Annotated in this window: 26 protein-coding genes and 1 pseudogene; 20 read left to right on the plus strand and 7 right to left on the minus strand. The window is 48.3% G+C overall.

Annotated features, from left to right (window positions below; translation table 11 throughout):
* Nucleotides 1–11 precede the first annotated feature (11 nt).
* The 3 genes from RCA23_RS05990 (at nucleotide 12) to RCA23_RS06000 (ending at nucleotide 1,412) form a co-directional block, all read left to right on the plus strand.
* A complete protein-coding gene (locus tag RCA23_RS05990) occupies nucleotides 12–584 on the plus strand; it encodes a dimethylsulfonioproprionate lyase family protein (protein ID WP_044049540.1) in 573 nt (190 codons plus the stop codon).
* Between the two features lie 215 nt (nucleotides 585–799).
* Nucleotides 800–1,237: a hypothetical protein gene (locus tag RCA23_RS05995; RefSeq protein ID WP_052377066.1), complete on the plus strand. Its 438-nt coding sequence runs from the start codon at nucleotides 800–802 to the stop codon at nucleotides 1,235–1,237.
* Entirely contained in the window at nucleotides 1,224–1,412 is a 189-nt protein-coding gene (locus RCA23_RS06000) for a hypothetical protein (RefSeq protein WP_044049541.1), read from the plus strand. The genes RCA23_RS05995 and RCA23_RS06000 overlap by 14 nt, the downstream gene beginning before the upstream one ends.
* Before the next feature lie 555 nt (nucleotides 1,413–1,967).
* Here the strand turns inward: RCA23_RS06000 and RCA23_RS06005 are convergent.
* Nucleotides 1,968–2,567, minus strand: a complete 600-nt coding sequence (locus RCA23_RS06005) for an SOUL family heme-binding protein (RefSeq protein WP_201770478.1) — start codon at nucleotides 2,565–2,567, stop codon at nucleotides 1,968–1,970.
* A gap of 679 nt (nucleotides 2,568–3,246) precedes the next feature.
* On the opposite strand from RCA23_RS06005, the gene RCA23_RS06010 reads away from it, so the two are divergent.
* From RCA23_RS06010 to RCA23_RS06015, 3 genes are all read left to right on the plus strand, one after another.
* Complete coding sequence (locus tag RCA23_RS06010) at nucleotides 3,247–4,764, plus strand: sulfatase family protein (RefSeq protein WP_044049542.1); 1,518 nt, start codon at nucleotides 3,247–3,249, stop codon at nucleotides 4,762–4,764.
* 248 nt (nucleotides 4,765–5,012) lie between these two features.
* Nucleotides 5,013–5,396, plus strand: a complete 384-nt coding sequence (locus RCA23_RS16240) for a polymer-forming cytoskeletal protein (RefSeq protein WP_081870910.1) — start codon at nucleotides 5,013–5,015, stop codon at nucleotides 5,394–5,396.
* A 176-nt stretch (nucleotides 5,397–5,572) separates the two neighbouring features.
* Complete coding sequence (locus RCA23_RS06015; protein ID WP_044048845.1) at nucleotides 5,573–6,652, plus strand: IS481 family transposase; 1,080 nt, start codon at nucleotides 5,573–5,575, stop codon at nucleotides 6,650–6,652.
* Between the two features lie 34 nt (nucleotides 6,653–6,686).
* Here RCA23_RS06015 and RCA23_RS06020 read toward each other — a convergent pair whose 3' ends face one another.
* From RCA23_RS06020 to RCA23_RS06030, 3 genes are all read right to left on the minus strand, one after another.
* Nucleotides 6,687–7,775: an alanine racemase gene (locus RCA23_RS06020; protein WP_081870911.1), complete on the minus strand. Its 1,089-nt coding sequence runs from the start codon at nucleotides 7,773–7,775 to the stop codon at nucleotides 6,687–6,689.
* A gap of 502 nt (nucleotides 7,776–8,277) precedes the next feature.
* A complete protein-coding gene (locus RCA23_RS06025) occupies nucleotides 8,278–9,579 on the minus strand; it encodes a glutamine synthetase family protein (protein WP_044049543.1) in 1,302 nt (433 codons plus the stop codon).
* Nucleotides 9,576–10,421 (minus strand): MurR/RpiR family transcriptional regulator, encoded by an 846-nt coding sequence (locus RCA23_RS06030; RefSeq protein WP_044049544.1) that lies wholly within the window; start codon nucleotides 10,419–10,421, stop codon nucleotides 9,576–9,578. Before RCA23_RS06030 ends, RCA23_RS06025 begins: the two co-directional genes overlap by 4 nt.
* An 80-nt stretch (nucleotides 10,422–10,501) precedes the next feature.
* Here RCA23_RS06030 and RCA23_RS06035 point away from each other — a divergent pair, with 80 nt between their 5' ends.
* Genes RCA23_RS06035 through RCA23_RS06070 form a run of 8 tightly spaced genes read left to right on the plus strand, consistent with a single transcriptional unit; the run spans nucleotide 10,502 to nucleotide 17,415 of the window.
* Nucleotides 10,502–11,269: an N-formylglutamate amidohydrolase gene (locus RCA23_RS06035; RefSeq protein WP_044049545.1), complete on the plus strand. Its 768-nt coding sequence runs from the start codon at nucleotides 10,502–10,504 to the stop codon at nucleotides 11,267–11,269.
* Nucleotides 11,266–11,907 carry a cysteine hydrolase family protein gene (locus RCA23_RS06040; RefSeq protein ID WP_044049546.1) on the plus strand — a complete coding sequence of 214 codons (642 nt, stop codon included), beginning with the start codon at nucleotides 11,266–11,268 and terminating at the stop codon, nucleotides 11,905–11,907. Before RCA23_RS06035 ends, RCA23_RS06040 begins: the two co-directional genes overlap by 4 nt.
* Nucleotides 11,900–12,622: an ABC transporter ATP-binding protein gene (locus RCA23_RS06045; RefSeq protein ID WP_044049547.1), complete on the plus strand. Its 723-nt coding sequence runs from the start codon at nucleotides 11,900–11,902 to the stop codon at nucleotides 12,620–12,622. Before RCA23_RS06040 ends, RCA23_RS06045 begins: the two co-directional genes overlap by 8 nt.
* 28 nt (nucleotides 12,623–12,650) lie before the next feature.
* Nucleotides 12,651–13,802, plus strand: a complete 1,152-nt coding sequence (locus tag RCA23_RS06050) for an ABC transporter substrate-binding protein (RefSeq protein WP_044049548.1) — start codon at nucleotides 12,651–12,653, stop codon at nucleotides 13,800–13,802.
* Between the two features lie 51 nt (nucleotides 13,803–13,853).
* Nucleotides 13,854–14,552 carry an ABC transporter ATP-binding protein gene (locus RCA23_RS06055; protein ID WP_044049549.1) on the plus strand — a complete coding sequence of 233 codons (699 nt, stop codon included), beginning with the start codon at nucleotides 13,854–13,856 and terminating at the stop codon, nucleotides 14,550–14,552.
* Nucleotides 14,552–15,448, plus strand: coding sequence for a branched-chain amino acid ABC transporter permease (locus RCA23_RS06060; RefSeq protein ID WP_044049550.1), 897 nt, complete (start codon nucleotides 14,552–14,554; stop codon nucleotides 15,446–15,448). Before RCA23_RS06055 ends, RCA23_RS06060 begins: the two co-directional genes overlap by 1 nt.
* Complete coding sequence (locus tag RCA23_RS06065) at nucleotides 15,445–16,467, plus strand: ABC transporter permease subunit (RefSeq protein ID WP_044049551.1); 1,023 nt, start codon at nucleotides 15,445–15,447, stop codon at nucleotides 16,465–16,467. The genes RCA23_RS06060 and RCA23_RS06065 overlap by 4 nt, the downstream gene beginning before the upstream one ends.
* Nucleotides 16,468–16,476: 9 nt before the next feature.
* A complete protein-coding gene (locus tag RCA23_RS06070; RefSeq protein ID WP_044049552.1) occupies nucleotides 16,477–17,415 on the plus strand; it encodes an acetamidase/formamidase family protein in 939 nt (312 codons plus the stop codon).
* A gap of 136 nt (nucleotides 17,416–17,551) precedes the next feature.
* On the opposite strand, the pseudogene RCA23_RS16990 reads toward RCA23_RS06070, so the two are convergent.
* Nucleotides 17,552–17,635: pseudogene (locus tag RCA23_RS16990) on the minus strand (IS6 family transposase); the annotation flags it as partial.
* Nucleotides 17,636–17,909: 274 nt separating this feature from the next.
* Between RCA23_RS16990 and RCA23_RS06075 the strand changes: the two are divergent.
* The 6 genes from RCA23_RS06075 (at nucleotide 17,910) to RCA23_RS15960 (ending at nucleotide 23,153) form a co-directional block, all read left to right on the plus strand.
* Nucleotides 17,910–18,671, plus strand: a complete 762-nt coding sequence (locus RCA23_RS06075; protein WP_236631405.1) for an SDR family NAD(P)-dependent oxidoreductase — start codon at nucleotides 17,910–17,912, stop codon at nucleotides 18,669–18,671.
* A 647-nt stretch (nucleotides 18,672–19,318) separates the two neighbouring features.
* Nucleotides 19,319–20,497, plus strand: coding sequence for a tyrosine-type recombinase/integrase (locus RCA23_RS06085; RefSeq protein WP_044049553.1), 1,179 nt, complete (start codon nucleotides 19,319–19,321; stop codon nucleotides 20,495–20,497).
* Nucleotides 20,494–20,841 carry a hypothetical protein gene (locus tag RCA23_RS06090; RefSeq protein WP_044049554.1) on the plus strand — a complete coding sequence of 116 codons (348 nt, stop codon included), beginning with the start codon at nucleotides 20,494–20,496 and terminating at the stop codon, nucleotides 20,839–20,841. Before RCA23_RS06085 ends, RCA23_RS06090 begins: the two co-directional genes overlap by 4 nt.
* Nucleotides 20,842–20,930: 89 nt before the next feature.
* A complete protein-coding gene (locus RCA23_RS06095) occupies nucleotides 20,931–21,119 on the plus strand; it encodes a hypothetical protein (protein ID WP_044049555.1) in 189 nt (62 codons plus the stop codon).
* Nucleotides 21,120–21,195: 76 nt separating this feature from the next.
* The gene (locus RCA23_RS06100) at nucleotides 21,196–21,837 is read left to right on the plus strand and encodes a hypothetical protein (protein ID WP_044049556.1); all 642 of its coding nucleotides are present in this window, start codon (nucleotides 21,196–21,198) and stop codon (nucleotides 21,835–21,837) included.
* A complete protein-coding gene (locus RCA23_RS15960) occupies nucleotides 21,837–23,153 on the plus strand; it encodes an AAA family ATPase (RefSeq protein ID WP_081870912.1) in 1,317 nt (438 codons plus the stop codon). The genes RCA23_RS06100 and RCA23_RS15960 overlap by 1 nt, the downstream gene beginning before the upstream one ends.
* Nucleotides 23,154–23,299: 146 nt before the next feature.
* On the opposite strand, the gene RCA23_RS06110 is transcribed toward RCA23_RS15960, so the two are convergent.
* A complete protein-coding gene (locus RCA23_RS06110) occupies nucleotides 23,300–23,809 on the minus strand; it encodes a hypothetical protein (RefSeq protein ID WP_044049557.1) in 510 nt (169 codons plus the stop codon).
* 122 nt (nucleotides 23,810–23,931) lie between these two features.
* Complete coding sequence (locus tag RCA23_RS06115; RefSeq protein ID WP_044049558.1) at nucleotides 23,932–24,663, minus strand: EF-hand domain-containing protein; 732 nt, start codon at nucleotides 24,661–24,663, stop codon at nucleotides 23,932–23,934.
* Nucleotides 24,664–25,741: the final 1,078 nt, after the last annotated feature.

The following is a 25,741-nucleotide window of genomic DNA, read 5'->3' on the forward strand; positions in this document are numbered from 1 at the left end:
AAGGGGGCTGCATGAAAAACACAGTATTCGAAAATGCGCTTACAGCAGCACGAGGCGCCTATGATGCCTCACCCGCGCTTCAACGCTTCGCGCGCTGGCCAGATGATTTAAGATATCATGAAAAAGAAGCCCAAATAATACCCGCGTTGCGCCAAATTAAACGTTGGTCCAATCCTCATCCCCTTCATACCGCCACGCAAGATATATCGTCATATGGCAATTGGAAGCGAACCTATACCGAGGAGGAGGTCGGCTTTGGCTTTTTGCAAGACTACGGATACATAGAGCTTTATGGTCCAGACGGCCATTATCATTCACTACAGGGCCGCGCCTATATCGCCTATTGGGGGCGCGGGCTTTATTACCCTTGGCATCACCACGAAGCCGAAGAAATCTATTTGGTGATTAGCGGCTCCGGTTATTTTGAAAGCGAGGGACAAGACCCCGCTCTGCTCACCTCAGGGCAAACGAGACGCCACCATAGCAATCAGCCGCACGCATTAACGCTGCGGCAAGAGCCTATTTTAGCATTGGTTTTATGGCGAGGAGATGGAATGAACGGCTTGCCCTTGATGGGAGCCTAGTAAGCCTGGCCAACGGTGCTGTCAGACGAATGAGAAATCGCATCAGATTGCTAGCGCAGCCTGAATCTATGCGCTCAATAATTGGCGCCACTCAGCAAGAGCAGTGGCGCGGTTCAGCTTACAATTGAGGCCTTAGTAAAGGTAGCGCCCTTCAGGCCCAGCTACAGCTGCAGCACTTAAATTTTTGAACAAAAACTTCAAAGTAAGCTATATTTATGTTATCATTAGATATGAAAAACGGCAGAAATACGGATGGTAAGTTCTCTGATGGGAACGCAGGGCGCCCCAAGGGTTCCCGCAATAAAGCCACCATTGCAATTGACAGCCTTCTAGAGGGGCAAGCAGAAGCATTAACCCAAACAGCCATATCGAAAGCACTGGAAGGTGACAGCATTGCCCTGAGGCTCTGTATGGACCGCATAGCGCCTCCAATGAAGGATAAGCCTGTTGTGTTTCCCCTACCTCAAATGTGCGATGCCATAGACGCCTCAGAGGCTGCAGGAAGCGTTCTCAGAGCCGTAAGTTACGGAACCCTTACTCCAATTGAGGGAACAAGGGTTATGGGCCTCATAGACAGCTACAGGCGCACTCTTGAACTTACAGATATTGAATATCGTCTAAAAGCACTGGAAGGCGATCATGCAGACCATTAGCAAGCGCATTTATCGTATCGAAGCCAGCAGGCCCAGCACACCAAACCCGGAAGCCGAAAAAGCCCTCACTGCAATCATTGAGTGCCTTGATGGTCTCGCACTGCGTAAATCATCCGGTGATCCCAATGTGCAAGAAGAGATCGAAGCGGTATCAACGTTGCTGAAGGGCTACTAATGAAGCTTAATGATAGACTTACAAAAATAGAGGGCTTGCAAAGAAGCCCAATGCCTCCAGCCCTAAAGCTAATTCGGATAATCTATGAACCTAGCAAAACTGGCCCTAGAGAGGTCAGAGCCATTGCCCGCATTCGTTCAAAAGCGGGTTATACCACCCTGTGGCAGAGCAAAAATTAGCTTCAGAAAGCTTTTTACGCAAGGATTAGATTTTTATAACTGCAATGGTGACGTTGAGTTTTTGTAGATTAGGGTTTTTATAAACCAGCGATGTTTTTTGATTTTAAATTAAATGAACCAGAACATTTTTCTATAAAAAACTATTAGTGTCAGCAAAGTGACAAATCAGGTGACAAGCCCTGTCACCTATTTTTACTAATTTTGTATAAGTATTTGTTAATAATGGCTCCGTCGGTAGGGATCGCTTTGTTTATATTTATTGTTTAAATACAGCGTTTAAGGGTAGGGTTCTTATATTTTTGTGTACCGAATATGTACCTATTTTGTGTACCGATTTTTGACGTTGTGGCTTAAAAATTGTTGCTGGTACGCCGCTTTATTTCCAGTTCACACGATACATGGCTTCGTTTCGTCTCATAAATGGTAATGTGAACGGGCCGTTATAGGTGGCCATCATCGGATCACCAATTGTGAGAATATTATCTTTCCTCAGGGCTTCAAAAAGAAGGGCAGAGTGTTTGATAAAGTTTTGATCAGTGGAGCGCCCTGAATATTTAGTGACTGCGTAAAAACCACCCTTGACGGTAATTAGTTTTACATCGTCCCCATCTGGTAACGGGGCTGATTGTTTGGTGAAACTCTTAGGTAAGAAAAAAATCATAGATGCGCCACTACTATCTTTTGACTGTATCACGGGAACAGTCATAGCAATCTTTGACGAACTTTCGTTAGAACCGGAGATATAGTTGAATAGCCTTCTAAATGCGCCATTTTGGCTTTGCGACTGGGTGGTTTCCACTGCAAGCCGATCTTGATACTGGCGTATTTCATAAATATCTGTAGATTTGATTAGTTTATATTCAGGTTCTTCATATGCCATTGCGTTGCTCGTTGAGAGAAAGAATATCGTCAGTGCTGCAATGATAAAGTGATAGATAGATGTTTTTAGTAGCATGTTCACATTTTTGCCCTCCATCCTTTTATATCCCAGCTAAATTCATCGTTTTTTATCTATCCCAGCGTATTTCCTATTCAGCCAAGACAAGCTGTGAGCATTTGTGCTGTTTGCGTCTAGTTTCTGCTTCTCTTGCCTTTGACAGCCACTCAACACCGTTAGGGTCTTCTCGGTACATAGCAAATGCAATACTTTCTAATGCTCGGTATGATTTACATTTTGTAGAATTGTCACGTTCAGCCTGTTGAGCTTCAAAATATTTGGGTGCAAGAACATAAATCAAACCTCCCGACACAGTCATTAAGAATAATGAACATGTAATGATTATGATTTTCCTGTGTTGCCGCATCGTTCCTAACAATCGATGATTCCAGTTTATGCTGTTTTTAGTTTAACCGAGAAATTCCACCAAAGCCCAGCGCCTCAAGTCTAATACCCTTGCTTGCTTGGGATAACTCCTCTGACACCACCTCTAGGATCAACGACATGATCATTACGTCTCGGGATCAAGCGCACGTGGAAGACAGTCTGACCAGCAACAAAATGTTATATCGAAGGTAAAAGTAAGGTAAAACGGAATATCGTAAACTTTACATTATACACCTACCGAGGCGACTACACTTGATTGCGCCGCTTGAGTAGATGAAGATGGAGTATATTCATAATCTAGATAACTCATCTAGCCCATTTGAGGATCATTATGACAGAGCGGCCAAATATCATTTTTATCATGGCGGACGATCATGCCGCTAAGGCGATAAGTGCTTATGGGTATGGCATAAATAAAACTCCTAACATAGACAGATTGGCTAATGAAGGAGCAAGGTTGGACCATTGTTATGTTACAAATTCAATCTGTACACCAAGCAGGGCTGCAATATTAACAGGCACTTATAACCATGTAAATTGTGTTACTACACTCGATACACCTATTAATGGTCGCCTACCTAACGTAGCCAAACACCTCCAGAGCGATGGATATCAGACGGCTATAATTGGAAAGTGGCATTTAGGTGAAGGTAAAGAACACGAGCCATCCGGCTTTGATTTTTGGTCCGTTTTGCCGGGCCAAGGCGATTATTTTGACCCGGTCTTCAATCAGATGGGTGACGAAATAGAAGCTGAGGGCTATGCAACAGATATAATCACGGACAAATCTTTAGCGTGGTTGAAATCTCGTGATCAGGGCAAGCCATTCTTTTTAATGTGTCATCACAAAGCACCGCATCGTGAGTGGGAACCCAATCCGAAATATAGAGATTTGTTTACAGATGAGATCGCCATTCCCGATACTTTCAATGACGTCTATAAAAACAGAGCTAAAGCAGCTGCAGCTGCAAAAATGCGAATTAAAGACGATATTACCTATGACGACTTAGGACTAGTACAGCCAGAAGGTGGTTTAGAAGTAGGAGAAAGAGCGAGGCGAAAAAGTAATCGCCGTAAAATCCCGAATCCGAGTGATGTTTCAGATATAAAACTTATCGACAAACACACCGGTGAAATATTCCAATTCAATACGCCTGAGGAGTTTCATAATTTCAAATATCAAAGGTATTTGAAGAGATATTTAGCAACAATAGCATCGATAGACGATAGCGTTGGTGAAATACTTCAGTTTTTGGATGATAATAACTTGGCCGAAAATACGATAGTTATATATACTTCAGATCAAGGTTTTTTCCTCGGTGAACACGGCTGGTTTGATAAAAGGTTTATTTACGAAGAGTCCTTTCAAATGCCGTTTTTGGTACGTTACCCCGCTAAAATCAGTCCGGGTCAGGTCAATAAAGATATTTGTTGTAATGTAGATTTTGCGCCTACATTTCTCGATTACGCTGATACAGTTATTCCATCTTATATGCAGGGGGTGAGTTTACGACCGCTGTTTGAAGGAGAGACACCCGAAGATTGGTCTCAACTTGCATATCATCGATACTGGATGCACAAAGATCCAGACCATAATGCTTTCGCGCACTACGGGATCCGTAATAAAAGATATAAATTAATTTATTGGTATAATGAAGGTTTTGATCTGCCGGGCACAAATGATGGTGGAGAAGACAAGGAGTGGGAATTATTTGACTGCCAAGAGGATCCAATGGAGCTCTTCAACCGTTACAACGATCACCACTATCAAGATGTAGTTTTTGAGATGAAAAAACTGCTTGAAGATAAGATGCGCAGTATTGGTGACCGGATCGAGCATACTCGATGAACCCAGCGCCTTAAGACTAATACCCTTGCTGACTTGGGATAATACCTCTGTGTTTGTGGCGTGATCGTGGGTGAGATGCGGAGGTTGGTACGACAATCTCTATTTCCCTGAGAGATGGGAGAATAGTTATTTAGGTGGTAGCTTCTAGTGTATCTGCTATATTTTCTTTTTATTCTTGATAGGTTGTTGTCAGGTTATCTTTGTTAGAATACTCAGATAAAACGCTCAAATGGCACATGGTATCAAATATGTTTTCCAAACCAACAACCGAAGGCCTTACACCTGCAAGCAGTTTCTCCAAGGAACCTAGACAACGTCGATCACTATTACATGATGGCATAGTTATCCAAGGCGATTGGCAAAGTGACGGTACAGTAGAGTTTGGCGGGAGGATTAAAGGTGATTTAACTGTAGATGTACTCGTAGTGACAGGTACAGGCAATGTGGACGGTAACGTGCGAGCAAGGTCTGTCACAGTAGAAGGCTATTTGAACGGCACCATAGCTGCTGTAGATGTAATTTTAGCTTCAACAGCGGTTTTTACAGGTGAAATTGTTGCAGAAAGAATCCGAATAGACTTTGGAGCAAACGTAGAAGGCCTTTTAAAAGCAACTGCTAAAGATACAGCTTAGTACCCTTGCTTACTTGGGATAACTCCTCTGACACCACCTCTAGGATCAACGACATGATAGTTGGAGGGTATTCCAAAGCAGTACCGCTTTATACACTAGCCTGCTCAAGACATTACGTGTAAAGAACGAGATTTAATCTGACAATTTTGTATATTTGAACAAAAGGAGTCAGAGAGATGACGAACATCGAAAGTAAACTAATCAAGCCCAAGCTTGGCGTTTTGGAATTGGCAAAGCAGCTTGGCAGCGTCAGCGCGGCTTGCAAAACCATGGGCTATTCGCGTGACAGTTTTTACCGCTTCAAGAAGCTTTATGAGAACGGTGGCGAAGAAGCCTTGCGCGAGATCAGCCGTAAGAAGCCGATCATCCGCAACCGTGTACCGGAACATGTCGAACGCGCGGTGATTGAGCTTGCGATTGAAAATCCTGCCTTGGGCCAGCTGCGTGTCGCCCAAGAATTGTTGCAGCGGGGCATCGTGGTCTCCAGTGGTGGGGTGCGGTCGATTTGGTTGCGCAACGAGCTGGAAACCATGAAAAAACGCCTGAAAGCCTTGGAAACGCGGTCCGCGCAAGAAGGGTTTGTTCTGACCGAAGCGCAGATTGTGGCGCTGGAAAAAGCCAAGTCACAACGTGAAGCGGCTGGTGAGATTGAGACCTACCATCCCGGCTATCTTGGCAGCCAGGATACCTATTTTGTCGGCACAATGAAGGGGGTTGGACGGATTTACCAACAAACCTTCGTCGATACATATAGCCGCGTGGCAATGGCAAAACTGTACATTGAGAAAACGGCGATCACTGCCGCCGATATGTTGAATGACCAAGTCGTACCCTTCTTTGACGAACAAGAGGTGCCCCTGCTGCGCATCTTAACAGATCGGGGCACGGAATATTGCGGCACCGTTGAGCGTCACAGCTATCAACTGTATCTGGCCATGGAAGATATTGATCACAGCAAGACAAAAGCCAACCATCCCCAAACAAACGGGATCTGTGAACGCTTTCATCGCACCATGAAAAATGAGTTCTATGACATAGCGTTCCGCAAGAAAATCTACGGATCGCTGGAAGAGCTGCAAACAGACGTTGATCATTGGTTGGCAAAATACAACGAACAGCGACCCCATTCGGGAAAACATTGCTACGGAAAAACGCCCATGCAAACATTCCGTGAAGCTCGACATTTGGTAGGCGAAAAGACTATCCCTATCACAAACCAATCTGACAGCATGTACGAAATGACACACGCTGGATGATAACAATGTCAGATTAAATAATGTCTTTTACACGTTAAATCAACATGCCTCGTGCAGACACTGGAATCGTTTCTATAATGGTATCACCTCTAACCGCCACGAGTTGATCAACCATATTCACAGTGACGCAGACATGGTTCGGTATAACACGTAAGATATCGCCAACCTCTGGCTTGGTATGACAACGTGACAGATCAAGGAACCCGTGCTCTTCAGCAAACTTATGGATGCGTGCTTTTGGATACTCACGGATCAATCCATACCCGTCTAGACCGCCAGTGTCAGATGTCAGTGTTTTGGAGCCTGCATCCAGAATGCCACGGTCCTCGCCCCCGCGACTAACCACACTGGTAAATACGTGGAGTGCGCAATCGCCTTGCTGCGCAAACCCAGCTTCGATCATCATGCGATCATTGAAAATACAGGTGCCTGCCCGATGTTCAGTTGCGCCTAACAGCTTGCCAATATTGGGGAAATTTGGGGTCCCTCCGGTGGAAATAATCCCATGCCTCATACCGAGCACCGCAAACCCTCTAATCATTTTGTCAAGAAATATCTGAGTCTCCGGCCAAGTATCCAGCGCTGGATAAAATAATAGGCCAGCAAAATTGAGCATTGGATCATTATTGATGATTTGGGCCAATGCGAGCGCTTCACCTGGTGTTTCAACCCCCGCACGTTTTTGTCCCGTGTCACATTCAATCATCACATCCAAAGGTCTACCAGACTCACGCGCAGCATTTGAATAGGCTTCAAGTACAACCGGATTATCAGCACAGACCTTTAGAGCGATACGCTGTTGTAAAGCTGCCAACCGACCCGAACGCGCCGCTCCCAAAAGATTGGTTGCGACAATAATGTCGGTGATGCCTGCATCCGCCATCACTTCGGCCTCACCTAGTTTTTGGCAGGTAATCCCACGCGCGCCAGCCTCAATCTGCATCTTTGCCAAAAGTGGTGATTTATGGGTTTTGATGTGCGGCCGGTTTGCCACCCCGGCTTTATCACATAATTTTTGAGCACGCTGGATATTGCGCTCAACTACATCAAGATCAATAATGAGGCAGGGTGTACCAAACTCTTTAATGATCTTCGTCTTCATTCTGTTCATAATATCAGTCATTCTGGTCAGCCTGATTAAGATACGCTTTTACTAACACAATGCTTGCGCTGAAGTTAGTGTCTTGAGCCCAATCGCATGAAACTGTGCGTGGGGTGCTGTCAGACGAACGAGAACTCGCATCAGATTGCTGGCGCAGCGTGAATCTATGCGCTCAATAGTTGGCGCCACTCAGCAAGAGCAGCGGTTCGATTGAACTTGAAATTGTCTCGTGAGTAGAAGTGGCGTTCATTTAGGGCTGTACAATCAACCTAACCCCACACCCAGCCTGTTTAGCGCATTAAGCGGACCTGAGTGGCGTCAGTGGGAACACAGCATCACAGCCAAGCGGATGATCTCTGCGCTAGTTTTAAATTACCGGAATGGGGAGTGTTTTGTCATACGGCGAGGCTACGAAACCGCCTGCTCCGTCTCAAGCTCGTTTTGTCTGACAGTGCCAACGCGGGTGGACGCCAGAACTGCGTGACACGTCTGCGCCGCCCAGTCTGTATGATTTTAATTTACGTTAATACGTCTCTTCATAGGCGGTGCACTGCTGGGCAGTATCCATTTCAGAAAGATGGGCAATTTCTGACCTTTTGTGGGCTGTGTAAACCGCTGCAAAGGATTCAGGAAACCAACCTGTCAGGGTTTGGTTAGCGTTAAATTTTTCCAATGCCGACTCAAGCGTTTCTGGCAGGCGGGTATAGCCGCGATCTGCTAGTTCGGTAGAGGAAAGCAGGGACAGATCCTCTTCCGTTGGTTCAGGAGCTTCCAATCCTTCTTCTATGCCCTGCACACCCGAATGCACAATTGCGGCCAGGGCCAGATGCGGACAGGCTGCTGCGTCAGCAGCGCGGTATTCTATGTTGAACTGGCGCGCGATGCTGGCTGGGTCTTTGGCAGTGACGGGGCAGACGCGCAGAGAGGCCTCTCGGTCGCGGAACCCAAGATTGTTGTAGGCGGCAGACCAACGATGTGGCGTCAGGCGCAGATAGGACACCACAGATGGCGCGGTGATCGCCAGGATGCTGTCCATATATTTCAGCACCCCCGCGGCGAAAGCACCGGTCATTTTTGACATACCGCATGGCCCGTTTGCATCATAGGTGGCAGGATCACCATTTTGATCCAGAAAGCTCATGTGGATATGCACGCCATTGCCAACGCTAGCGGGATCACGGATTGGGGTAAAGGTTGCTTCTTCTCCAAATTCGCGGGCACAGGATCGGGTGAATTCGCGCAATATCACGGCGGCATCGGCTGAACGAACGCCTTCTTCGGGGCCAATGACGACTTCGTATTGGTTGGGGCCGTATTCTTTCATGATACTGTCTGGCGAGAAACCCGCATTGGAAAGCTGGAACATTAGCGTCTCGCACAATTCTCTTCGTGCCTCAAAACCTGTTCGACCAAAGGCCTCTCCTGTAAGGTTGAGATTGCGCTTTAGCTGGAATTCATGTTCAAAGGCTGACAGTAAGTTAACCCCCGCCACGCCCTTTAGCCGAGCAAGTGCTGTTTTCAACAGGGAGCGGGTGCAAAACGCCCAAGGTTCCCCGTCCAGTGAAACGATGTCACCCAGTACGAGTTGTTCGGTTCGGTTGTCGAAGGTTGCTTGCACATGGGTCGTGGCATCCGGGATCAACAAAAGATCGCCCAACGCACCAAACGGGCTGTCGGCGATGCCGTCAAAACAGTTAATTTGTACGTTGGTGGGCGTCCAGCCGACGCCGCGTTTTAACCGCTTTTCCATTTGATCAGCCGGAAACGCTTTGCCCCGTGTTTTTCCGGCGAGGTCGTTTGTGGCAGCAAAAATTAAGGGGGTCATGGTGTCGTATCCTGTTCTGATTGTCTGACTGCGTCCCAGTCCTCAATGCGTTTGCGGGTAGAGGTCCAGTCTTCTTCTGCGGTTCGCGTTGCCATGGCTTCGGTCACGGCAAGTGCGGCAGAATAACTGTCCCAGATTGTGCTGATTTCAATCGGTACGGCCAAGACTTCGGCAGCGTATTTTTTCGCCGGCGACATCCATTTGTCAGTCATTAGAACAATCTGGACCCTGCGCGCGGCTGCCATTTTCGAAAGCTGTTTCAAATTTGCTTGATATCTGCGGAAATCAACAAGGAAAAGCACGTCCCCGGGGCGCATTCGCAACAGGTATTCGGGCCAAATTTCGGGGTCGCGCCCAATATGAAACACACCCGCCCTGGCTTGGCGCAGGTGAAAGGACAGATGTTGTGCAACTGTGTCGCTGATCCTGCCACCCAAAGAATAAATGTTGCGTTTTGGGTCGCCGAATAAGGCGCAGATACGGTTGAACTGGCCTTCGGTAATGGCGGCATCCGCCAATTGCATTTGTTCCGCGGTTCGGGATAGGAAACCAGAAAGATATCCACCTTCGATCTGTTTTCCGGTCGCGTGAATTTCTACAGGAGAACGATCGCCTTCCTTCATTTCCGCAATCAGACTGCGCTGCATCTCGGGGTAGCCGGACAACCCAATTTTGGTCACAAATCGAGAAATTGACGGGGGCGAAACCTCGGCCTTTTCAGCAAGCTTTTTGATCGAGGCTAGTCCGGCAAAGGGGTAATCTGACAATAAAACAGCCGCGAGTTTACGTTCCGACGGGGTCATGCTTTCGGATGATTTTTCGATAAGGGTGCGAATTGACATAGTGTAAATGTGATGGAATATAATTTTCAGTCAACACATTTTTATTGACTCTGAAAAAGACATTTCTCTAAGTTGATGGAATGGATGTTGCTGCCGCCCAATCCCTGTTATCTGAGGCTGACCCTTTTCCTGTTGAAGTGCTCAACAATAAAAGTGGGTCGCCTGTTTTGTTGCTGTGCGAACATGCCGGACGTAACATTCCCAGTTCCCTAAACAATCTGAAATTGAACGAGGACGTGCTGACCAGCCATCGGGCATGGGATATCGGTGCAAGAAACGTGGCACTTGGTATTAGTGAGGTACTAGATGCTCCGCTTATCCTTCAGCGGTACAGTCGTTTGGTCATTGATGCGAACAGACCGCCCAATGGTACTGGTTCGATGCCTGAAATCAGCGATGGCGTGACAATTCCAGGCAACCAGGGCCTGACATCGATGGATAAGCAAAGCCGTATAGATGAGATTTTTGCGCCTATGGATCATGCAATTGAGGCTGGGTTGACTGAAACGGTTAAGGCCTGTTTTTCCATTCATTCCTTTACCCCCAGTATGAATGGGCAGGACCGCCGTTGGCACGCCGGATTTCTATCGCGCCATGCAAAAAACACCGCCAGGGCGTTGATGGCATCCGTGTCCCGTCAGCAACCCGCACTCGAACTGGCGCTTAATCAACCCTATCAGATTGACGATGAAACCGATTGGTTCGTCCCGCGCCATGCCGAGACCCGCGGTCTGCCACATTGCCTTATCGAAATTCGCAATGACCAGATTGACCATGCCCAAGGCGCAAAGCTTTGGGCGGGATATTTGGCGACTGCGATCGCTGAATTTATGGAGACTCTGACATGAATTTGACCCGTGATGTTCCTCTAAAGCCTGATCAGTCCGCCCTGCTTTTCATCGATGTACAGAATTTTGCGGCGCATCGGGATGGCGCTGAATTTGATGGCCTGCCGCCAGACGATTTTGCGCAAAAATACGGTTGGTTTTTTGACCAACTCGACACGTACGTCATTCCCAACATGCAGGCAATTCAGTCGGCCTGTCGCACTGCCGGGGTCGAGGTGATGTACACAACCATCGAAAGCCTGACATTGGATGGCCGGGATCGGTCGCTGGATTACAAAATTACTGGTTTTAATGTTCCCAAAGGGTCCTGGGATGGCAAGGTGGTTGATCAGATTGCACCGGTTGGAGACGAAATTATCCTGCCTAAATCGTCTTCGTCAGTCTTTGTTTCGACCCACATAGATTATGTTTTGCGAAACCTTGGTGTGAAGCAGATTGTTATATCCGGCCTGATTACGGATCAATGTGTCGAAAGCGCGATTCGTGATGCATGTGATCTGGGATATCTTGTCACGCAAGTCACAGATGCCTGTCTGACCTATACTCAGGACCGTCACGATCATTCGCTTCAGACAATTAAGGGCTATTGCCGACAGGTGACCACGGCAGAGCTGGTGGCGGAGTTGGCAGATGCTTGAGCTAACGGGCATCACCAAAACATTCGGCGGGGTTAAAGCCCTGCAAGACGTTGCTATGTCGGTTGCACCCGGCGAAGTGCGGGGATTGATCGGGCCAAACGGGGCGGGCAAAAGCACGCTGGTAAATGTGATATCGGGCCTTCTAACGCATTCCGCGGGCACGTTAACTTTGGATGGTGCGCCCTTGGATGGTGTGTCAGCGCAGCGGCGCGCCGAGAACGGGATTGCGCGTACTTTCCAAAACCTGCGTGTTTTTTCCAGCCTGACAGTACAGCAAAACATCGATGTTGCTAGCTATACCGGGACGGCCAGCGGCAGAGGCGGCGATGCCCTGCTACACGAAGCCATCCTGCGCTTTGATCTTGCTGACCGTTTGAACGAACCCGCCAGCTCTTTGCCGTATGGCCAGCTGAGACGGTTGGAAATCGTGCGTGCGCTGGCCTTGCGTCCACGTGTTTTGATGTTGGATGAACCCGCTGCCGGTATGAACGAACAAGAGACTGAGGCATTGGGTGAGGCACTAGGCTGGGTCCGGGACGAAAGTGATTGTTCGATATTGGTGATCGATCATGACTTGAAATTCATCATGGCGCTGAGCGAGCGCATCACAGTTTTGAATATGGGGGAAGTCATCGCAGATGGCACCCCCCAGGAGGTATCGGAAAACAGGCAAGTGATTGACGCTTATCTGGGTGAAGAAGAACATGCCGCATGAGCGGCCATTTAACCAACAGGAGAGAAAGATGAAAAAGACATTAACTGCATTGGCCTGCTTAACGCTGGCCACTCCGGCGATTGCTGCTGATACAATCAAGATCGGTCTTGGCGTGCCCATGACAGGCGACTATGCGCCTTACGCTGAGTGGCAAGGTGCGCGCTGTATGGCCGAAAAAATCAACGCTGGTGGGGGCGTCAACGGTATGGACATAGAGGTTCTGGTTCAGGATTCAGCGGCTGACACGCAAACCGCGATCAGCCTGGCACAAAAGTTTCTGGACGAAGGTGCCGTGATGTTGGGGACGATCCCGTTTTCCGACACAATGATCCCAGTTGCACAAGTGGCCAAATCCTATGGAGTGTCAATCTTTCAGCCGCAATCAACGCAGGTAGAAATGCATGCTGGCATCGTGGACAATTTTTTCACGGGCGTTTCGCCTGACCCGTTCACGGCAACAGCTGCGGCCAATCATGCGCTGAGCCTTGGGGTAAAGAACGTAGTCTTAATGACATCTGATGAAGGTGGATCCTGGTCCGCGCGCACGCCACTTTGGTTCGGTGATGTGGTTGAGGCTGGCGGCGGCAAAGTGGTGGCCAAGATGAATTTTTCCTTTGGCACGTCCGATTGGTCACCACAAATTGCTGAGATGAAGGCGCTGGGTACCGACGTGGATGCGGTTTATATCTCGTCCATCATGCCGGATATTTCGGTGCTGATCCGCCAGCTGAAAAGCGCAGGTATCGATGCCTATGTGATTGGTTCAGACGGGTTTGATGATCCATCTCTGGATGCCATCGGGTCTGACGATCCGTCCATTTTGGACAAAGTGTTCTTTGCCACACTGGCACCAAGTCATGATGGAAGTGCTGTGACAAAATTCATAGCTGAATGCAAGGAAATGGGCATCGATGTCCCCGGACTATTCCCTGCAACAGGTGCGGACACCGTCGCCGTTGTTGCTTGGGCTGTTGAAAAATCAGGCAGCACAGATCCATCTACGATCGCTGATACCATCCGCAACGCCGACAGCATTCCCGTGGTAACTGTGGACAGTATTTCGTTTAAGGAAACGACAACATATGCGCAGCGGACCATTCCTGTGATGGGATATAAAAACGGCGAACGGGTTTTGATTTCGAACGAAATCCCAGCCAACACACCGACCGACTGGAACTAATCAACTCTGGCGGGGCCGCGTTTGGCCCCGCCTGCATCAAAGGGTCTGGAAATGCTGCATATTGACAATTTAAAAGTATTCCATGGACCTATTGAGGCAGTACATGGGATTTCATTTTCGGTAAAAGAAGGCCAATGCGTTGCGCTGCTTGGACCTAATGGTGCGGGAAAGACGTCTACGATTTCAGCAATCACAGGTGTTGCGAAATCAACTGGGACCATCACACTGAAGAGCGATGACCTGACAACACTTCCGGTGGAATCCCGAATTCGCAAAGGCATTGCACTGTCGCCCGAAGGTAGACGTGTTTTTGCCAATCTCAGTGTTGAGGAAAACCTGCGTTTGGGCGGGGCGCATCAGAAAGAGGGGCTGGCAGATTGTATCGCAGAATGGTTCGATACATTTCCAATCCTTGGCGAACGTCGTGATCAGGCAGCAGGAACGCTTTCCGGGGGTGAACAACAGATGTTGGCAATCGCGCGCGCGCTGATGGCCGAACCTCATATCTTGTTATTGGATGAACCGAGCCTTGGGCTGGCGCCGAAAATAGTTACCCAAATTTTTAAGATGATTGGTGCGCTGAAAGACAAGGGCATGACAATCCTGCTGGTCGAACAGAATGCGACCCAAGCTTTGCGTCTGTCTGACTATGCTTACCTATTGAACAATGGCCGTATCGTTGCCGAGGGAACAGCGGAAACGCTGGGGTCCAACGACACTCTTATGGCGGAACTGACGGGGCTGACTTAATGGAGTATATCGCACAACAGATGATGAATGCCCTGTCATTTGGCGCGGAATATGCGCTTTTAGCATTGGGGCTGGCCATCGTTTTTTCCATCATGGGGTTGGTCAACTTCGCCCATGGAGAGATCATCGCCGTCGGTGGCTATACAATGGTTGCGATGACTTCCCTTGCGCTCAGCAATCCTCTGATCGTGATTGGCGTCGCCGTTATTGCGGCCACATTTGCTTCTGTCACTCTGGAACGTGTAGCGTTTAGACCTGTGCGATATGCGGACCCGACCACGGGGCTGCTGACAGCCTTTGGGGTCTCTATCGTGTTACAAAATCTTTTTTTGTTGTTGGTGTCGCCGCGTCCTATTGCGGTAACATCGCTGTATTTTCTGGAATGGCCGATCGATCTAGGAAGCATTCGCATCTCATCGCTTCAGCTCTTTGAAACGATCACTACGATTGCTGTCATTATCGCCATGACGCTGTTTTTGCGGCGTACCGTTCTGGGGCTGGCGATGCGTGCGGCGGCGCTTGATTTTGAAATGGTTCGCCTGACCGGCATTCGTGCTAACCGGGTGTTTGCAGCGGCGTTCATGATCTCTGGGCTATTGGCTGGGATCGCTTGTGTATTTATCATGGCGCGACGCGGGTCGGTTGATCCGCACTTAGGCTTTGATCCGGTTCTAAAGGCCTTTGTGGCTTGTGTTGTCGGCGGATTTGGCAGCCTGCCAGGGGCCGTTTTGGGCGGGTTCCTTTTAGGCGCGATTGAGGTGGCAATGCTGGTCATGTTGCCCCAATCGTTGGGGGGCATGACGGACGCTTTCGTCTTTGGCATCGTTGCGATGCTGTTGATCTGGCGACCCGAAGGCATTCTGACCCCACGCAGAGAAAAGGGGGACAAACAGTGACCTTTTCGCGTAGCCAAAAACGAGGGCTTGTTGGAGCAAGCTTGCTTGCCTTGATCCTGATTGGAATTGGTCTGGTGGCCAGCTATTTTGGGTCGCGATACCAATTGCGTATTGTTTATGGGGCTTACGTCAATTTGATGGTGGTGCTGGCGTTGCAGGTTTTCATGGGCAATGCGCGAATTACTAACCTAAGCCATTCGGCGTTCATGGGCATCGGTGCCTATGTTGCTGCGATCTGCGTTACCCCCGTTGCGATGAAGGCGATTTCACTGCCAAACGCGCCCTGGGGCCTCAGTACCTTTGCACTGGATCCGATCACCTCAGCCTTGATTGCCCTTTTTCTTACAGGCCTCTTTGCCGTCCTTGTGGGGCTATTCATCGTAAGGCTTTCGGGTACCGGCGCGACAATCTTCTCCCTTGCTTTGCTGGTCATTGTGCACTCAATTTTCCTCTATCGGACTGATATTTTTAAAGGCAATCAGGCGTTCTTTGGCATTCCGCAGGTGTTCACGTTAGCCTCTGCCGTAACTCTTGCCGTGCTCATGGTTTTTATCGTGCGTGGTTTTCGCGAAAGTTGTTGGGGAATTGCACTGCGCGCCTCTGCTGATGACGAAGTGGGGGCCGCATCCATGGGGGTCAATTTTTTCCGGCTGCGGCTGATCGCATGGGTGTTGTCTGGAATTTTATTGGGCGTGGCGGGCATTGCCTATGCCTATTACCTGGGAACGATCAGCGCCCGACCGTTTTATTTTAACCATGTGTTTTTGACGCTCGCCATGTTGATTTTGGGGGGTATGCGCACGGTAACTGGGGCCGTGTTGGGAACATTCCTGATTTCTTTTGGGTTGGAATGGGTTCGCTGGCTGGAAACAGGCCCAGAGGTTCTGGGTATTGACCTGCCCGAAGTTCTGGGCCTTTCTGGTGTAACCTTGGGGGCGGTTATTGTCCTAACGATGGCCTTGCGTCCGGGTGGTATCATGGGTGACCGTGAAATTGAGGAATTGGTTCTGAAAAAGTAAGGGAAACCTATGGCGTGCAATCATACGATCCACAAACATGCCCACCATTTTGGTTGGGACAATTCGATTGATCCGGTTTTGAGCGTCTCTCCGGGGCAAACGATTGAAGTCGAAACTATTGATGCCTCTGGTGGCCAGTTAAACCCCAGATCAACTGTGGATAATTTGATTGGCCTGTCCTTTGATCAGGTCAATCCGGTGACCGGGCCAATATTTATCGAAGGGGCTGAGCCAGGGGATGCGGTCGCAATCACGTTTTTGGATTTTAAACCATCTGGCTGGGGCTGGACCGCGAATATCCCCGGTTTTGGGCTGTTGGCTGATCAATTCGCTGATCCCGCGCTGCATATCTGGAAATACGATCCTGTGGCGATGAAACCGGCTCTTTATGGTCCGGGGGGACAAGTGCCTTTGAAACCCTTTGTCGGCACAATTGGGTTGGCCCTGGCCGAACCCGGTGCGCATTCCGTTGTGCCGCCCCGCAGGGTGGGCGGAAACCTCGACATTCGCGACAATGCCGTCGGAACGACGCTCTACCTGCCCGTGGAAGTTGCTGGAGGCCTGCTATCGCTGGGCGATACCCATGCTGCCCAAGGGGATGGCGAAATTTGCGGGACAGCTATCGAAAGCCCGATGGATGTGGCGATCAAGGTTGACCTGTTGAAAGGCACGAATTACGCCTTTCCACGCTTTGAAACCCAAGGCCCGGTAACTCACCATTTCGATAGCAAAGGATACTGGGCCACGACAGGAATTGGTGAAGACCTGATGCAAGCCTCGCGCGATGCCGTTTCTGCCATGGTTGATCTGGTCTCAACAGAAACAGGAATGACCGCGCTCGACGCTTACATGCTTTGCTCGGTCTGCGGCGACCTAAGGATCAGCGAAATCGTAGACATGCCAAACTGGACAGTGTCGTTCTATTTCCCAAAAGTAGCATTGGCATAGTCTGCGTATGTAAACAGTTGGTCACGTAACGTCGCAGTCATTTGTTGCATTGCAACCATACGTAAATTGGGTGTTGTCAGACGAATGAGAACTCACATCAGATTGCAGGCGCAGCCTTAACCTATGCGCTCAATAGTTAGCGCCACTCAGCAAGAACGGCGGTTCGATTGAGCTTGAAATTGTCTCGTGAGTAGAAGTGGCGTTCATTTAGGGCTGTACAATCAACCTAACCCCACACCCAGCCTGTTTAGCGCATTAAGCGGACCTGAGTGGCCTAAGCAGGCAAAATAGCCGCGTAACCGCACGCTAAACCAAACATGTTTAAAGCGATGTGCGTACGTGTGGCGGAGGTGTCATCTATTTTGATGTAAAAGCGAATGTTGCGACATCACATCTGCAAAAAATGCTTAGCTTTAAAATTATTCTTTACGGCGCTACTATTATGATCATTATCTTATTCGACTTAAATTTGGGCAAAGCGTCGGAGATCAGAAGTGATAGAAAAGACTGAAACAATACATAACTTTAACAAGCAATGCTTTATAGTGACGGGAGGTGCGCAAGGCCTCGGCGGAGCAATCACTCAAAGACTGGCCGCATCAAATGCAACAGTTGCCATTTGGGATATAGATGCAGACGCAAGTGCGCAAATGAAAGAACAACTAGGTAGCAGTGTCGAAGTCTTCGAAGCAGATATTTCAAACGAAACCTCAGTCGCAAAGGCTATGGCAAATACGATTGATTGGTCCGGTGTTGTACATGGTTTAGTCAATTCTGCAGGGATAGCGGGGCCGAATGCACCGTTAGCCGACTATCCTATCGATGCATGGCGTCAGATTATGCAAATTAACGTAGATGGAACCTTTCTAACCAACCGTGTTGTAGTTCCTCTATTACAAGCCCAAGGCTATGGTCGTATAGTCAACATAGCTTCTGTAGCCGGTAAAGAAGGCAATCCAAATGCCTCAGCATATTCAGCATCAAAGGCTGCGGTAATAGCAATTACAAAATCTTTAGGTAAAGAATTGGCCGAGTTCGATATAGCAGTCAACTGCGTCACACCAGCAGCTGCGCGCACCCGAATTTTTGATCAAATGAGCCAAGAACATATCGATTATATGTTGTCTAAAATCCCCCGCGGTCGTTTCGTCGAACTCGAAGAAACATCTGCAATGGTATGCTGGCTATTATCCTCCGAAAACAGTTTCACTACGGGTAGTGTTTTTGATCTCAGCGGCGGTCGTGCCACTTATTAACGCAATTGGCCAAGGTAATCTCTAGTGGGGTGCTGTCAAACTAATGAGAACTCGCATCACACTTCTTGCACAGCCTAAATCTATGCGTTGAACAATTGACGCTACTCGGCAAGAGCCGCGGTACGGTTCAGCTTGAAATTGGTGCGTGAATAGAAACGGTGATCCTGCAGGCCCACACCCAGCCCCTGTTGCGCCTTGAGCGGACAAGAGTGGCACCAGCCAGCAAACAGCTGCGTAACCGCGTGCCAAATCACACATGTTTGCAGCGATGCGCAGGCGTGCGAGCGCGTGGCGGAAGTAGACTCACAAATCAAGAACCCGATAGCGGTAATGTACGTTGTTTAACGCGCATCTGTCTGGCTCTATGTCTGGCTGAAAAATAAAAAAACACCCCGCGAAATACGCTAAGGTGTTGTTTTTAATGGCTCCGGCGGTAGGGATCGAACCTACGACCAATTGATTAACAGTCAACTGTTCTACCATAAAGAACCGTATCATGAATATACTATACATATACATTTTATGGAATTTAAATCAAATATAACAGGTATTTTCCCCGTTCCACTATAACAACTTGTAACAAAGCATAACATACCATATCACTTCCATCACGGGCTAATCACGGGCTATTAAGGTTTGGAGTGGCGATGAGCAAGCTGTCTGTCAGGTTGATTGAAACTATAAAACCAACTGCGAAACGGCAAAGGGTACCGGATGCTGTTGTGCAGGGTTTGTCTTTGGTCGTTCAGCCAGCCGGCAAAAAGCTGTTTCAGTATCGCTACAGGTTTAACAATAAAGATAAGTCAGTCTCGCTGGGTACTGTACCCGCGATGTCTCTAAAAGAAGCCCGCGATAAGGCTGTAGATTTTCGCCGAATGTTAGATAACGATATTGATCCACTTCATACGAAGCGGCAGCAGAGGGCAGTTAAAGTTGCAACCGTAGCTGACCTGACAATTTCAACGCTACTGGCTCGATATGATCGCGAAAAGTTATCCCAACTTCGTTCAAGAACTAATGCGCTCACGTTCTTACGGGAATTCAGGTCAGAGTTTGGTGAGTTAGAGATCAATAACTTTACAAAACAGCATTTCACGGCACTTACCGGTCGCTTCGCCAGAGAGGGCAAGGGGACCAAGGCTAATCGTGTCCACACGCACATTAAAACCTTTTACAATTGGGCAATCGGGCAGGGGATAGTTGAAACAAGTCCATGCGATAGAGTTCCAAAGCCGTATATTGAGCAATCGAAAGAGCGTTTTCTGCTTGATAACGAGATAAAGTTATTCTGGGAGGCCACTGGAGGCGATTTAGAGCCGTGGGGCTACCTTTACCGATTTCTGCTGCTAACGGGGCAAAGGTTGAATGAGGCGGCTTATATGACCGACATGGAGGTGCGGCAGGGCTACCATTGGCACCTTTCCGCGCAACGAACTAAAAATAAGCTACGTCATGATGTGTTTTTACCGCGTCAGGCTGTTGAGATAATAAATCGTGATACGAGAATTGCTGGTCAGGGCGATTTTGTTTTTACGACAACCGGTGACGGCGCTGTACGGAGCTTCGATAAGCCCAACAAGCGACTGAGAGCTAAAATGAATGAGCTGGCGGGCAGGGACCTCGAGCATTTTACACCACATGATCTGAGGCGAACCTGTGAGACAGGGCTAGCAATGCTGGGTACGCCCCAGCCAATCATCGATCGCATCACCAATCACGTTACCGGGCGTGGGATGAGCCGGGTTTATAATATGTACGATTATAGAGATGAAAAATTGGCAGCTATCCAAAAGTGGGCTGATCATGTTGAGGGGGTGGTGTCATGAGTGATGCAGAAATAATCTATGCTAAGAGAAAGGCTCTCGTTGCTCACTGTTGGAAGCAATACCAGGTGAAAAAGGACCCTCGTTGGCTTGCTGAAATATGCACTGAGCTTCCCTTTTTTGAACACCCAGAAGTAGGAGCGGAGATTGCACGTTTGCTGGCCAAACGTTTTCACAAAAGAGACGATATATATGAACAAACACGACGTACTGAAATAAGGAAATTGTGGAGCTTGTGGAAGGGTACGGATACAGATGTAGCGGTTCGTGGAAAAATTGCTGAAATATATTTTGGTGATGACGAAAAAGCTGAAAACCGTGTGCTAAAAATAATAGAGGCTGAATGAGTTGGAAATTGGGGTAGCCTTGTTTTCCAGCGACAGCCCCAGAAATATGCTTAGAACGAGATGCATCACTTGTTATAAAGAGGTGCAACATGAGACTAACCCCGGAACGTAAAGTCCGCGAGCAACAGCTTGGCGGCATTTCGAAGATGACATTGTGTCGTTGGCGAAAGGACGGATTCCCATCGCCCGTCGTCATAAACAATCGCAACTACTTCACTGAGCAGCAATTGCGGAAAGACATTCCTGCTTATCTGGCAAAGAAGATTTCAGAACAATAAACCCACGGCGCGACGACCGTGGGCTTAGATGGCGTGTAGCTTGGTAGGTTACCCATTCACTATAGCAGATTGGTCAGTGCGCCTCAATGATGAGGTACTTGATATGGCAAAGGCGAACTTACGCCCAGACAGGCTTATAATCGAACAATTCATTCAGGCAGTTACACAAAATTGGCTGAAGGCCGGGGAAGACAAGCATCTTTTCGAGGTGCGCTGCCTCGGCGAACATCGAACGCCCAATTCCGGGTTTTTTGCTCCGTCGCAAATTGGTGATGCAACAGCTTTTATCATCAAGATGAATAATCTCAAAATGAACGTCTACATGACAATCAACCCAATGAAGGCAATAGTTCACGGCAACGCTACTGACGACGACGTAGCCTGCGCGCATCTGAGCTTTGCAGATGCAGATGATCCGACAGGGTTGGCTGGCATCAAAACGATGATTGGTGAACATGCGCCAGATTTCATTGTTACCACTGGCTCCGTACCGCACGAGCGGCAACACGCATATTGGCGATTAGAGGCGCCATGCCATGATCTTGAGCTTTGGAAGCAATCGCAGCAGAATATCGCACGCAATCTTGGCACTGACCCAAGCGTGATCAACCCATCACGCATCATGCGCGTTGCAGGCACCGTTAGCTATCCCAGCCAAAGCAAGGTCGCCAAAGGCTATATCCCTGAATTGGTTACTTTCATGCAGGAGGTGAGCTGATGTCGTTGCCAAATATCGAATACTGGAACAACATATTTCCGCCGCTGGAGCCGTTCTATACTGCGCAAACTGACGACTATACGCCCCTACCTAGAGATGCCGCATCTCAAGCCGCTATGGATGGTCAAAATTGGCATCTCAATATGTTGAAGTTAGTTGGGAGCTGGGTTGCGAAAGGCAACACGGACAGAGAAATTCGCATTCTTGCTGAGAACCATACTTTGCCCGGTTATACAGTCGAGCAAACATGGCTGGACGTTCAGCCAATGATCGCTGGCGCGCGTAGGAAAAATTTTGCACCAGCCAATAACAATGAAGCTCGCGATGAACCTGTGCCAAGAAAAATCCTGACTTTAATTTCCGACGTTGAGCTTAAAGAGCCGGAGTACTTGATAGATGATGTAATCGAGGAAAAATCTCTCATTGGCTTAATTGGTCCGTCTGGTTCCGGCAAAACCTTTGTGGCCTTGGATATTGCACTGAGCTTGGCGACTGGGAAAGATTATCATGGCTTTGGTGCATCGAAAGGTCTTGTCATAATGTCGGCAGGCGAGGGACATCTTGGCATTCCACGCCGGGCAGAGGCTTGGTGCAAACACAATGGCAGCAATCTTCATGCGGCATCTTTTGCGATCACGGATCGGGCAGTGGATCTCTTTAACGAAGCACCACTCAACGCCTTCTGCAACGAGGTTGAGGAAATTGCCAAAACGCGCGGCAATCCAAAGCTTATCATCATTGATACAGTAGCGCGGCATATGGCTGGCAAGGATGAAAATAGTGCCAAAGAGATGGGTGAGCTTGTTCAGACGGCAGACAAGCTGATGCATGATTACCAGTGCGCCGTCATGCTTGTTCATCACACTGGTCACAGCAACCAAGATCGCGCGCGAGGTTCAACCGCCTTCAGAGGTGCGCTGAATACAGAAATTTTGGTTAAGTCACTTGGCGACAACGACATCATTGTAAGCTGCGATAAGCAGAAGGATGGGCCCGAGTTTGATACAATGCAGTTTCTGAAAGTCAGCGTTGATCCGTCAATCGCGTTGCAGCAGGTCGTCATGTCGGCGACTAAAAACAATCTCACAGATAGTCAGACTTTGGCAATGGATGCGTTTTACGAGGCGACAAAAGGCAATGTCGCCTCTGCTGGATTGGCGCTAGATGAGTGGCGTCCGTTCTTTAACGAACGACATACAGGCGACAATACTAATAGCAAAAACCGAGCATTTAGCCGTGCAAGAAAAGATCTTGTAAAGAGAGGCTTACTGAAATGCAGCGATGATATTTATCGTTTAGGCGACAAGGCGACATGAGGGCGACATTGCCAATGTCGTCAAATGCCATCATTCACATGAGGCGACACGACACGACACACCCCTATAGGGGTGTCGGGTGTCGTCTGTGATGTGTTGGAGGCGTGTGTGCAATAAAACCAATATACCCAGAGCGTTTTAGTAATTTAGAATGGCTCACAAATGCCGCGTTCTAGCCCTAGTACAGGCTTTCCGAATTTGGGTATTCCGCTTAATGAGTTAAATAAAATCTTGTCTGTATCGATGAAGTTGTAGCTCCAATATTCATTAAAATCTCTCCCAAATGAAAACATGGGAGTATCGGACAATTTATTGTCCCAGCTTTTTTTGTCATCGCCTGGCCGCATAAATTGATAACAAGCGTTCATCAATGCGTTATCCCTAAAATCACAAAAGCCCCAGGCATCCTTACTACCCAACAAAGTCAAACTATAATTTGCTTTTAAAGGGTCTGCAGGTAGATCGGATAAAAACTCAATTTCACGCACTTCGATCGGTTGTAGCACCCATTTATTTTGATGGTCTAACCTTCGAATATCGAAAGGATCGTCATTATTCGTCCAGCCAATACTTACTTCTGGAAGGCAAAGAAATGATTTTTCAGCTTCGACCAAAGTTGGTGCAATCAAGGCTACTAACAAAGCAATCTTTTTCATTCGGTATCCTGCAACGCAAAACTTCTATCACCCCCCTTATATCAGAGCTGTTACTAAGAGGCCAACGTGCCTCACGCGTACCCGCTGGGTGGTACGCCGAGAGAACCTCTATCATGTTAGTGTTATTTTAAAGTTGGGGCGAAGCCGTCCAAATGCTCCAAAACGTCTTCTTTGCTAATGCGGTGTCGAGTTAGGATGTAATAGCTATAGCCCGCTACTACCACTAACGCGACCAGTGCGCTTGCCAGAGCTATCTCTCGTGCGACTGGGACACCCGCAATAAGTAAAATGTCTTTTGAGCTGACCAGAGATGTTGTAGCGATACTTTCGATAACCGGAAATCCAGCAATAGTGGAAACTGCACTATGGGCCGAAGTAGCTATAAATGCACTCATACCGCTCACTGATGCAACAAGCGTTGGTGAAATCGCAGTTACTCCTTGAGCTGCTACGATCCAAACCCCTGAACTTGTTTGCCAAGCAACCCAAGCCACAGTTGTCGTTGAGCCAAGTAATGCGGTCAATCCTCCACCAGCGCCAGCGCCAATACTAGCTGCAATTGTGGTGGCGATTGCAGTTGCTTTGCCAGATATTAGTACCGCACCAGCATAACTAGAAACGGCAGCCGTAATGCCTGTAGCAGCTATTGTGGCTCCAGTTATTCTAGCGGCATCAAGTGCGTCATTAATATCCACTTTCCCATCACCGTTTATGTCTAAAATTTCCTTTGATGGCGTGACGGCATCAAGCGCAGATTTCGCTGCGTGTATGAAATCATGATAATCGATATCGCCATCGCCGTTTGAGTCCAGCCACGACTTTTTAGGAACAAATTTACCAAAATATTTTTTCATTCACGGCCCTTTTTTTCTTATTATATTCGCGCAAGGTACTATTGCAACAACTTTGCCTCGGGTACGCGTGAGGCGCATTCATTCCGGCCATCCAGAGTACTTTTGAACACTACGTTCCTGGCGCAAAAATTGTCCAGTCGAAGCCATTATTTTCCAACAAAACAGCTTTCTGTATCTGTGCGTATATACACATTTATGTTATAATTATCATGTAACTACCGGACAAACTTGATCGGAACATGACATGCATTTCATGAGTAAAGATTTGGCCAAGTATGCTGGCTATAAGGGTGTCGAAGCCTTCCAAGTCGACCAACGCAGGTACGATTGGCCACTAATGCCGCTAAAACGCATACAGGGTCGGAATAGGTACGCTTTCACGGAGGCCATCTTAGCCCATGTCATATGGAGCCTACGCTCTCTGGGGCTTAACGGAGCGGCTGTTGGCTCTATGTTGGGCAGAATTGATATCGAGGCTTTCCGAGCTGCATTAGATAACTTCGAGGTCGGCCTGATTGACGAGGCTATATTAACAATCCCTTTGGCCGAGTATTTTGATCCCTTCGGGGAGATGGCAACCGTTCATAACAACCTTCGCTCTGCACACACTACGATGGAGCAGTTAGATTGCGTTTTCCTACGCTTAACGGACTTTGCACGCACTATATTGAAGGGTGAAATGTAATGGCATTCCTGGACAAACATCAACTTACTGAAATCCGTACCAACAGCGACCAAAAGGCAGAGCAACACTTGTCCCATGTCTACGGTGCTACCCTAGGGCCAGCTTTATACCGATCATGCGCCCGCGTCTGGGGTACTGGTCCGGCTGTCACTAGCGCACGTCTTTCAAACACAAAAGAGCTTGTAAAGGCCGCTTGGCTCCTCAGGGACAGCATAGCTGGCGTGCTTATTCGCAAAGAGGGCCTCTCGTTTCTGCCTATCTACCTGTCAAGCGAAGCGTTGGCATATAAGCTCTGCGGTAAGTCTGATTTCTGGATAAGTTTCAATGAAATAAAAGGAGAACTTAAATCATTATTACAACACCCTTGAACTTCAAGCTCAATCGAACCGCCGC

The sequence above is a fragment of the Planktomarina temperata RCA23 genome, from assembly GCF_000738435.1.
In the GTDB taxonomy this organism is placed as follows: Bacteria; Pseudomonadota; Alphaproteobacteria; order Rhodobacterales; family Rhodobacteraceae; genus Planktomarina; species Planktomarina temperata.

Coding starts and splice junctions, on each gene's coding strand:
- RCA23_RS06050 (WP_044049548.1), top strand. CDS start 12,651: ATGAAAAAGACATTAACTGCATTGGCCTGCTTAACGCTGGCCACTCCG.
- RCA23_RS06060 (WP_044049550.1), top strand. CDS start 14,552: ATGGAGTATATCGCACAACAGATGATGAATGCCCTGTCATTTGGCGCG.
- RCA23_RS15960 (WP_081870912.1), top strand. CDS start 21,837: ATGTCGTTGCCAAATATCGAATACTGGAACAACATATTTCCGCCGCTG.
- RCA23_RS06085 (WP_044049553.1), top strand. CDS start 19,319: ATGAGCAAGCTGTCTGTCAGGTTGATTGAAACTATAAAACCAACTGCG.
- RCA23_RS06030 (WP_044049544.1), bottom strand. CDS start 10,421: ATGTCAATTCGCACCCTTATCGAAAAATCATCCGAAAGCATGACCCCG.
- RCA23_RS06010 (WP_044049542.1), top strand. CDS start 3,247: ATGACAGAGCGGCCAAATATCATTTTTATCATGGCGGACGATCATGCC.
- RCA23_RS06095 (WP_044049555.1), top strand. CDS start 20,931: ATGAGACTAACCCCGGAACGTAAAGTCCGCGAGCAACAGCTTGGCGGC.
- RCA23_RS06090 (WP_044049554.1), top strand. CDS start 20,494: ATGAGTGATGCAGAAATAATCTATGCTAAGAGAAAGGCTCTCGTTGCT.
- RCA23_RS06045 (WP_044049547.1), top strand. CDS start 11,900: ATGCTTGAGCTAACGGGCATCACCAAAACATTCGGCGGGGTTAAAGCC.
- RCA23_RS06055 (WP_044049549.1), top strand. CDS start 13,854: ATGCTGCATATTGACAATTTAAAAGTATTCCATGGACCTATTGAGGCA.
- RCA23_RS06110 (WP_044049557.1), bottom strand. CDS start 23,809: ATGAAAAAGATTGCTTTGTTAGTAGCCTTGATTGCACCAACTTTGGTC.
- RCA23_RS06025 (WP_044049543.1), bottom strand. CDS start 9,579: ATGACCCCCTTAATTTTTGCTGCCACAAACGACCTCGCCGGAAAAACA.
- RCA23_RS06115 (WP_044049558.1), bottom strand. CDS start 24,663: ATGAAAAAATATTTTGGTAAATTTGTTCCTAAAAAGTCGTGGCTGGAC.
- RCA23_RS06040 (WP_044049546.1), top strand. CDS start 11,266: ATGAATTTGACCCGTGATGTTCCTCTAAAGCCTGATCAGTCCGCCCTG.
- RCA23_RS06005 (WP_201770478.1), bottom strand. CDS start 2,567: ATGGAGGGCAAAAATGTGAACATGCTACTAAAAACATCTATCTATCAC.
- RCA23_RS06015 (WP_044048845.1), top strand. CDS start 5,573: ATGACGAACATCGAAAGTAAACTAATCAAGCCCAAGCTTGGCGTTTTG.
- RCA23_RS05995 (WP_052377066.1), top strand. CDS start 800: ATGTTATCATTAGATATGAAAAACGGCAGAAATACGGATGGTAAGTTC.
- RCA23_RS06070 (WP_044049552.1), top strand. CDS start 16,477: ATGGCGTGCAATCATACGATCCACAAACATGCCCACCATTTTGGTTGG.
- RCA23_RS05990 (WP_044049540.1), top strand. CDS start 12: ATGAAAAACACAGTATTCGAAAATGCGCTTACAGCAGCACGAGGCGCC.
- RCA23_RS06000 (WP_044049541.1), top strand. CDS start 1,224: ATGCAGACCATTAGCAAGCGCATTTATCGTATCGAAGCCAGCAGGCCC.
- RCA23_RS16240 (WP_081870910.1), top strand. CDS start 5,013: ATGTTTTCCAAACCAACAACCGAAGGCCTTACACCTGCAAGCAGTTTC.
- RCA23_RS06035 (WP_044049545.1), top strand. CDS start 10,502: ATGGATGTTGCTGCCGCCCAATCCCTGTTATCTGAGGCTGACCCTTTT.
- RCA23_RS06020 (WP_081870911.1), bottom strand. CDS start 7,775: ATGACTGATATTATGAACAGAATGAAGACGAAGATCATTAAAGAGTTT.